Source organism: Stenotrophomonas sp. PS02297 (genome assembly GCF_029959705.1).
Lineage (GTDB): Bacteria > Pseudomonadota > Gammaproteobacteria > Xanthomonadales > Xanthomonadaceae > Stenotrophomonas > Stenotrophomonas nitritireducens.
The window spans coordinates 1-597 of sequence record NZ_JASCOS010000251.1 but is presented as its reverse complement, the minus strand read 5'-3'; the positions used below and the strand labels follow the sequence as shown (position 1 = coordinate 597).

The following is a 597-nucleotide window of genomic DNA, read 5'->3' as shown; positions in this document are numbered from 1 at the left end:
TTTTTAAACCGCGCGCGGGGGGGGGGGGGGGGGGCCCCCCCGGGGGGGCGGCCCCCCCCCCCCCGCGGCGGCGACCGCCACCACGGCCGGCGCCACCTTGACCGCCACCGCGGGGGCATCGTGTTCGTCCAGGCGGAACAGGGCTACGGCTTCCGCCAGATGCGAGGCCTGTTCTTCCATCGAACGCGCGGCGGCGGTGGCTTCCTCCACCAGGGCGGCGTTCTGCTGGGTGGTCTCGTCCATCTGGGTGACGGTCTGGTTGACCTGCTCGATGCCGGCGCTCTGCTCCTGCGAGGCGGCGCTGATCTCGGCCATGATGTCGGTCACGCGCTGCACGGAGCTGACGATTTCGCCCATGGTGCTGCCGGCACGACGCACCAGCTGCGAGCCTTCGCCGACCTTGCCGACCGAGTCCTGGATCAGCTCCTTGATCTCCTTGGCGGCGCCCGCCGAACGCTGGGCGAGGGTACGCACTTCCGAGGCGACCACGGCGAAGCCGCGGCCCTGCTCCCCGGCGCGGGCGGGGGGCCCCCCCGCGGGGAAGGGCCCGGTGTTGGGGGGGGTGGCGCTAACCGGCCGGGCGCGGGTGGTGGGGGG

At 74.4% G+C, this 597-nt stretch carries 1 protein-coding gene; it reads right to left on the bottom strand.

The genetic code is table 11. From position 1 onward, the window contains the following. Window positions 1-3 precede the first annotated feature (3 nt). Window positions 4-597 (bottom strand): methyl-accepting chemotaxis protein (locus QMX80_RS19245; RefSeq protein WP_282278778.1); only part of this gene is annotated, 594 nt, incomplete at its 5' end.